We start from the raw sequence: 7,566 nt of genomic DNA, 5'->3' as shown, positions 1-7,566 counted from the left end.
CGCCGGGATGCTGGAGGCGGCGGGCTGGACGGTCGAGGAGGTCGAGGCGCCGCCGCTGCGCCCGGCCGCCGACCTGAACGCCCGGCTGTGGATGGCCGAGGCGCGGGCCACCGCGCAGATGATCGCGCAAGAGGATGACCCGGACGCCAATATCGTCTTTGCCCGGATGACCGCCGCCTCGCCGGAAATGGACCTGCCGGCGCTATCCGCCGCGCTGCAATCGCGGGTGGGCCTGATCCGCGACTGGCAGATGTTTCTGGAGCGCTATCCGCTGGTGCTGATGCCGCCCTCGGGCGAACGGCCCTTCGCGCAGCAGCGCGATGTCGGTTCGGAGGCCGAGTTCGCGGCGATCCTGGAGGCGCAGCTGGTGCAGCGCGCCTTGCCGGCGCTGGGCCTGCCGGCACTGTCGGTGGCCACCGGCGAAAGCGACGGCGCGCCACTGGGCGTGCAACTGGTGGCCGGACGCTATCGCGAGGATGTGCTTTTGGCGGCCGGCGCGGTGATCGAGGCGGGCTGCGGCGCGCCCACTGTCGCGGAACTGTAAACTCATGCCTGCACAAGAGGCAGCGAAAGGGAGGAGTCATGACGCAGACCATCACCAGGGGCATCGCCACCCTGCTGGCCGAGGCCAATGCCGCCGTCGAGACGGTGTCGCCCGAAACGGTCAAGGCGCTGATCGGGGCCGAGGATCACGTGATTGTCGACCTGCGCGACTTCCGCGAGCTGAAACGCGAGGGCAAGATCCCCGGCGCGTTTTCCTGCCCGCGCGGGATGCTGGAGTTCTGGATCGACCCGGACAGCCCCTATCACAAGCCGGTCTTCAACCAGGACAAGCGCTATATCTTTTATTGCGCTTCGGCCTGGCGCTCGGCACTGGCTGCGAAAACCGCGCAGGAGATGGGCCTGAAGCCGGTGGCGCATCTGGAGGGCGGGTTCAGCGCCTGGAAAGCCGCAGGCGGCGCGATCGAACCGGTGGAGTGATCCGGCACCAGGATGGAATCAGCCGCGGTTATGGCGGTCGCCTATCCAGTCCGCCCCTAGATATGGGATCTAGGCCCAGAATTCGGGGCTGCATCGTTTCCGCGGGTTCAACAATAAGGCAACAGCCAAGTGATTTTTTCCGGTTATCGGTTATCGGCGGAGATTTGCTGACTTTTGGCGGGAATGCTTTATGCTGGGGCAAGTGTTTATGGGTGTGTTGGGATGGTCGCGAGTAACAACGACAAGCGCAAAGGTCCGGCTGCGAACCGGGGGGCCAGGAAGAATCGGAACAAGGATGTGAGCTGGGAAAAGCGGCTTGAAATCGCGCGGGCCAAACGCGCCGCCATCCTCGCCGAACGGGGCGAGCAGCCGGTGATCCCTGCGGTCAAGCCGTGGGATGACCCGCAGTCCGAGGCGGAACCGCCTGCGGCCGAGGCACCGGCGGCGGATACCGCCCCCGAGCCTGATCGCGGCGCCGAGGGTGGCCGCGACTACGCCCGCGAGGCGATTCTGCAGGCCGCGCTGGCGCGCCGTGCCCAGACCCTGGCCCGCAAAGGGCAGGAGCCCGATGCGCGCGAACGCGAGGCGCTGGAAGGGCAGGACGGCAAATCGGCCAACGTGTTCCCGCTGTTCATCGCCGAAAGCAGCGCGCGCACCACGCCGGAGACCACAGCGCCCGAGCGCAGCGGCGAAGCAGAGACCAAAGCAGAGGATCCGGCCACGCCCGAGGCGGCCGCGCCGGCAGAGGAGCCGCCCGCGGTGGCGGCCGAGCCGGTGCGACAGCCCGAGATCGACACCGCCTTTGCCGCGCGATTCCGCAGCGTGCCGGAGGAGGAAGACGAGGTCGACGACCTGCGCACCCATTTTCGCCGTGCCAGCATGGCGGTGCTGCTGCTGGTCACCGGCGCCGCCGCCGGGTTCTGGGGCGCCACCCTGTATTTCACCGAGTTGCACGACCGCCAGACCCCGGCGCGGGAAATCCCGATCGAGGGCGAGGGTGGGGTCACGCCGAACAGTTCGTCCAGCCAGGGACGGGTCAAGCAGGCGCTGGACAGTGCGGCGCCGACCGTTCCGAATCTGTCGGAATCCGCAGGCTAACCCGAAGTATACGAAACTCGACGCGCTGCCCCCGGCGGCGCGTTGTTGGTGCCGGACCGCGGGCGGCCGCGCCTTGTGAATGCTGCGACATTCGGGGGCGCCATCTTCTGCCCCGTTCCGCCTTGCAAAGCCCACACTCAGAGCATAGGTTCCGCCGCAATTCGCGGGCACCCCTTTGGGTGCGCAGGCCGCGCGAGCCCGAAGCAAAAGGATACCCTCATGGAAGGTGGCGCGATCGCCCAGTTTCTCCCGCTCATCCTGATCTTTGCGATCATGTATTTCCTGCTGATCCGTCCGCAGCAGAAAAAGGTGAAACAACATCAGGCCATGGTCGAGGCGCTGCGCCGGGGTGATCAGGTGATCACCCAGGGTGGCCTGATCGGCAAGGTCACCAAGGTCAAGGAAGATGGCGAGATCGAGGTCGAAATCGCCGAGGGTGTCAAGGTGCGGGTGGTCAAGGCGACCATCGCATCGGTGATGAGCAAGACCGAACCGGCAAGCTAACTCCGCGCCTTAAATCACTGAAGAGGCAGGGAATGCTGCAGATCGACGCTTGGAAGCGATGGCTCATCTGGCTGGTTTGCGCCGCCGGTGTGCTCATGGCGATGCCCAATGCCTTTTACAGCCGGGTCGAAACCCACAACGACGCGGTCGCCGCGATCGAGGTGCGCGGTGAAACCCCGGAATTGCAGGCGCAGGCCGCGTCCTGGCCCAGCTGGTTGCCCTCGAACCTGGTCAACCTGGGTCTGGACCTGCGCGGCGGCGCGCATCTGCTGGCCGAAGTGCAGGTGCAGGACGTCTACGCCGCGCGGATGGAGGCGATGTGGCCCGATATCCGCGATGCGCTGCGCCCCGAGCGAGACACGGTGGGCGGCATCCGCCAGCAGCCGTCGCCGCCCGGTGAAGTGCGGGTGCGGATCGGCAATTCCGACGGCATGCAGCGCGCACTGCAGGTGGTGCGCGGGCTGGCCCAGCCGATCCAGACCCTGGCCGGCGTCGGCTCGACCGATATCGAGGTTTCGGCCGAGGGCGACACGCTGATCGTGCGCCTGACCGAGGCGGAACAGCAAGCCAGCGACGACCGTACGGTGCGCCAGGCGCTGGAGATCATCCGCCGCCGGATCGATGCCGTCGGCACCCGTGAACCAACGATCCAGCGCCAGGGCGCCGATCGGATCTTGATCCAGGTGCCCGGCATCGGCAGCGCCGGCGAGTTGAAAGAGATCATCGGCACCACCGCCCGGCTGACCTTCAATCCGGTGATTGGCCGCGGATCGGATGCCGAGGCGCGCACCGAACCGGGCACCAAGGTGGTGCCTTCGCTGGACGAGGAGGGGGTATTCTATACCATCGAATCCGCCCCCGTCGTCACCGGCGAGGAACTGGTAGACGCGCAGCCGTCGTTCGACCAGAACGGCAGCCCGGCGGTCAGTTTCCGGTTCAACACCACCGGCGCGCGGGCCTTCGGCGATTACACCGCCGAGAATATCGGCCAGCCCTTTGCCATCGTGCTGGATGACGAGGTTATTTCCGCCCCGGTGATCCAGAGCCATATTCCCGGCGGATCCGGCATCATCACCGGGCGCTTCTCGGTCGAGGAAAGCACCAACCTAGCGGTGCTGCTGCGCGCCGGCGCGCTGCCCGCCGGGCTGGAATTCCTGGAAGAACGCACCATTGGCCCGGAACTGGGCCAGGACAGCATCGATGCAGGCAAGGTCGCCACCGGCGTCGCCTTTGCCGCGGTGCTGGTGTTCATGGTGCTGAGCTATGGCCTGTTCGGACTCTTCGCCAATATCGCCCTAGTCATCAATATCGGTATTCTGTTCGGGCTGTTGTCGCTGCTGGGTGGCACGCTGACCCTGCCGGGGATTGCCGGTATCGTGTTGACGGTGGGGATGGCGGTGGATGCCAATGTGCTAATCTTCGAACGGATCCGCGAAGAGGTGAAAACCGCGCGCGGCCCCGCCCGTGCCATCGAGCTGGGGTATGAGCGGGCGTTGAGCGCGATCCTGGACGCCAATATCACCACATTCATCACCGCGGTGATCCTGTTTGCCATTGGCTCGGGGCCGGTGCGCGGCTTTGCCATCACGCTGGGGCTGGGCATCCTCACTTCGATGTTCACGGCGATCTTCGTCACCCGCCTGTTGGTGGTGCTGTGGTTCGAACGCCGCCGCCCCAAGACACTCGAGGTGTGACATGCGTCTGAGACTGGTCCCTGAAACCACCAACGTCGATTTTTTCAGCCGCTGGAAACTGTGGTTCGGCATCTCGCTGGTCCTGATCGTGCTGGCCATGGTCTCGTTCGGAGTGCGCGGCCTGAATTTCGGCATCGATTTCCGCGGCGGCACCACCATCCGCACCGAAAGCACCACCGATCTGGATATCGGTGCCTATCGCGATGCGCTGCAACCGCTGGGCTTGGGCGATGTGCTGATCTCGGAAGTGTTCGATCCCAGCTTTGGCGACGACCGGCACGTGGCGATGATCCGCATCCAGGCGCAGGGCGACGAGGAGGCGATCTCGGCCGAGACCATCCAGCAGGCCCAGGCGGCGTTGCAGGCGGTGGTGCCCGATATCAAGTTCATCTCGGTCGAATCGGTGGGCCCGAAAGTGTCGGGCGAACTGATCCAGACCGCGGTGATCGCCGTGCTGCTGGCCCTGGGGGCGGTGCTGATCTATATCTGGCTGCGCTTCGAATGGCAGTTCGCCCTGGGCGCGGTGCTGGCGCTGGTGCATGACGTGTTGCTGACGGTCGGGGTGTTCTCCGAACTTCAGATTCGCTTTGACCTGGCGATCATCGCGGCGCTGCTGACCATTGTCGGCTATTCGCTGAACGACACCGTGGTGGTCTATGACCGGGTCCGCGAGAACCTGCGCAAGTACAAGCAGCGCCCGCTGAAAGAGGTGCTGAACATGTCGATCAACGAAACGCTCAGCCGCACCACGATGACCTCGTTCACCACGCTGCTGGCGTTGTTCGCGCTGTTCGCTCTGGGCGGCGACGTGATCCGCGGCTTTGTCTTCGCGATGATCTGGGGCGTCGTGGTGGGCACCTATTCCTCGGTCTTCATCGCCGCGGCGATCCTGCTGTATTTCGGGGTCAAGCGCGACTGGACCAAGCCGGACAACACCTCGGGCAACCAGTTCGCCAATATTGATGCCTGACGCGCTGGCCCAGGCCCTGGCGCTGCCGGGACTGGGCTGGTTGGCGGCAGTCAGCTTTCTTGCCGGGTTGGTGCGGGGGTTTTCCGGGTTCGGTACCGCGCTGATCTTCATGCCGATGGCGGCCCAGGTGCTGCCGCCGCTCTGGGCGCTGATCGCTCTGGTGCTGATGGATGTGTTCGGCCCGATCCCCAATATCCCCGCCGCGATGCGCCGCACCGATCGCGGCGACCTGCTGCGCCTGCTGGCCGGCACATTGCTGATCCTGCCGCTGGGCCTGTGGCTGCTGGAACGGATGGCGCCAGAGCTGTTCCGCACCGGCGTGTCACTGCTGGCGCTGGGGGTGCCGGTCTGCCTGGTTGCCGGGCTGCGGTATCGCGGGCGGCTGGGTCCGGGGCTGGTCCTTGGCACCGGCGGAATCGCCGGATTCCTGGGCGGGGTGGCGGGCCTGCCGGGGCCGCCGGTGATCCTGATGTATATGGCCAGCCCGAACCCGGCGCCGGTTGTCCGCGCCAGCATCATGACCTACCTGTTCTGTTACGATTTCCTGCTGCTGGCGATTCTGGCGCTGAAATCCGCCCTGGCGGTGGTGCCGGTGCTGATCGGGCTGGTGCTGGCGCTGCCCAATATCGCGGGCAATCTAGCGGGTGCGCTGTTGTTCCGCCCGTCGCTGGAACGGTTCTATCGCGGCGGCGCCTATGTCATCATCGCAGCCAGCGCCCTGTCCGGCCTGCCGGTCTGGGGCTAACAGAAAGGGAAGGCCATGCGCATCGACGAGGTCCAGTTCAATGACGCCCGCCCGGTCGAGGGCTATGGCCCCGGATTCTTCCGCATCGGCGGCGAGGTGATCCATGGCGCGGTGCTGACCGGCCCCTCGGGTACCACCGGCTGGTCGGGGCTGGAGGATGCCGCGCCGCTGGTGGCGCTGGCGGCCGAGGTGGACGTGATCTTTGTCGGCACCGGCACCGAGATCGCGCATCTGCCGCAGCCGCTGCGCGCGGCGCTGGAGGCGGCCGGTGTCGGGGTCGAGGCGATGAACACGCCCGCCGCTTGCCGCACCTATAACGTGCTGCTGTCCGAGGGCCGCCGGGTGGCGCTGGCCTTGTTGCCGGTCTGAGCCGCGCCCGATCCGTTACAGCGCCCTTTTTTGCGCTGCCACAATCGGTTACTTCGGCTGGCATGACCCTGCGCGTCACCGACCTTAGCATCGCCCGCGGCGGCCTTCCGGTATTGGAAGGCCTGTCCTTTGCATTGCCGCCCGGCCGGGCGCTGATCCTGCGCGGGCCGAACGGGGTGGGCAAGACCACGCTGCTGCGCACGCTGGCTGGGTTGCAACCTCCATTGGCCGGCCGGATCGAGGGCGCGGACGAGACCATCGCCTATGCCGCCCATTCCGACGGCATCAAGGCGGTGTTGAGCGTGGCGGAAAACCTGGCCTTCTGGGCCCGCATCTTCGGCACCGCCGATATCGCCCCGGCAATCGCGGCCTTTCACCTGTCCGACCTGGCCGACCGACCCGCCGGGGCATTGTCGGCCGGGCAGAAACGGCGGCTGGGCCTGGCGCGGCTGCTGGTGACCGGGCGGCCGATCTGGGCGCTGGACGAACCCACCGTATCGCTGGACCGCGCCGCGGTGGGCTGGTTCGCCGAGGCCGTGCGCGCACATCTGGGGCAGGGGGGCGCGGCGCTGATCGCCACCCATATCGACCTCGGGATCGAGGCCGAGGTGCTGGAGCTTGCCCCGTTCCGGGCCAAGCTGCCGCAGATCGATGCCGACGAGGCGTTTCTGTGAGGGCGCTGTTGCTGCGCGACCTGCGGTTGGCCTTCCGCGCCGGCGGCGGCTTTGGCCTGGGACTGGCGTTTTTCCTGATCGTCACCGTGCTGGTGCCCTTCGGGGTTGGCCCCGGTGCGGCGCAGCTTGGCGCCATTGCGCCCGGCATCCTGTGGCTGGGTGCGCTGCTGGCCTGCCTGCTGTCGCTGGACCGCATCTTCGCGCTGGACTGGGAGGATGGCACGCTGGACCTGCTGGCCACCTCGCCGCTGCCGCTGGAGGCGGCGGTCAGCGTCAAGGCACTGGCGCACTGGCTGACCACCGGTCTGCCGCTGGTGCTGGCCGCGCCGGTGCTGGGCCTGCTGCTGAACCTGGCGCCGCAGGGTCATGCCTGGCTGTTGCTGTCGCTGGCACTGGGCACGCCGGCGCTGTCGGTGATCGGCACTTTCGGCGCGGCGCTGACCGTGGGGGTGAAACGCGGCGGGCTGCTGTTGTCGCTGCTGGTGCTGCCGCTATACGTGCCGACGCTGATCTTCGGGGCCGAGGCGGCGC

10 protein-coding genes are annotated in these 7,566 nt (G+C 66.9%); all 10 read left to right on the top strand.

What is annotated here, in order from left to right; genetic code table 11:
• On the top strand, nt 1-544 hold a 544-nt coding region (locus CVM52_RS21890; RefSeq protein ID WP_240621029.1), incomplete at its 5' end, for an amidase family protein.
• 38 nt (nt 545-582) lie between these two features.
• Nucleotides 583-981, top strand: coding sequence for a rhodanese-like domain-containing protein (locus tag CVM52_RS21885; RefSeq protein WP_100164507.1), 399 nt, complete (start codon nt 583-585; stop codon nt 979-981).
• A gap of 297 nt (nt 982-1,278) precedes the next feature.
• A complete protein-coding gene (locus CVM52_RS21880; RefSeq protein WP_133119932.1) occupies nt 1,279-2,079 on the top strand; it encodes a hypothetical protein in 801 nt (266 codons plus the stop codon).
• A gap of 219 nt (nt 2,080-2,298) precedes the next feature.
• Entirely contained in the window at nt 2,299-2,583 is a 285-nt protein-coding gene (gene yajC, locus CVM52_RS21875) for a preprotein translocase subunit YajC (RefSeq protein WP_100164505.1), read from the top strand.
• A gap of 32 nt (nt 2,584-2,615) precedes the next feature.
• The gene (secD, locus tag CVM52_RS21870; protein WP_100164504.1) at nt 2,616-4,277 is read left to right on the top strand and encodes a protein translocase subunit SecD; all 1,662 of its coding nucleotides are present in this window, start codon (nt 2,616-2,618) and stop codon (nt 4,275-4,277) included.
• A gap of 1 nt (nt 4,278) precedes the next feature.
• Complete coding sequence (secF, locus tag CVM52_RS21865) at nt 4,279-5,247, top strand: protein translocase subunit SecF (protein ID WP_100164503.1); 969 nt, start codon at nt 4,279-4,281, stop codon at nt 5,245-5,247.
• Nucleotides 5,240-5,992, top strand: coding sequence for a sulfite exporter TauE/SafE family protein (locus CVM52_RS21860; protein ID WP_100164502.1), 753 nt, complete (start codon nt 5,240-5,242; stop codon nt 5,990-5,992). Before secF ends, CVM52_RS21860 begins: the two co-directional genes overlap by 8 nt.
• Nucleotides 5,993-6,007: 15 nt before the next feature.
• A complete protein-coding gene (locus CVM52_RS21855; RefSeq protein WP_100164501.1) occupies nt 6,008-6,361 on the top strand; it encodes an Mth938-like domain-containing protein in 354 nt (117 codons plus the stop codon).
• 62 nt (nt 6,362-6,423) lie between these two features.
• Nucleotides 6,424-7,035, top strand: coding sequence for a heme ABC exporter ATP-binding protein CcmA (gene ccmA, locus CVM52_RS21850; RefSeq protein ID WP_100164500.1), 612 nt, complete (start codon nt 6,424-6,426; stop codon nt 7,033-7,035).
• The coding region (gene ccmB / locus CVM52_RS21845) for a heme exporter protein CcmB (protein ID WP_100164499.1) at nt 7,032-7,566 on the top strand (535 nt) is incomplete at its 3' end. The genes ccmA and ccmB, both read left to right, overlap by 4 nt.

Origin of the sequence: Pseudooceanicola lipolyticus (assembly GCF_002786325.1) — a bacterium.
In the GTDB taxonomy this organism is placed as follows: domain Bacteria; phylum Pseudomonadota; class Alphaproteobacteria; order Rhodobacterales; family Rhodobacteraceae; genus Pseudooceanicola_C; species Pseudooceanicola_C lipolyticus.
This window is presented reverse-complemented; position numbering and strand designations above follow the sequence as displayed.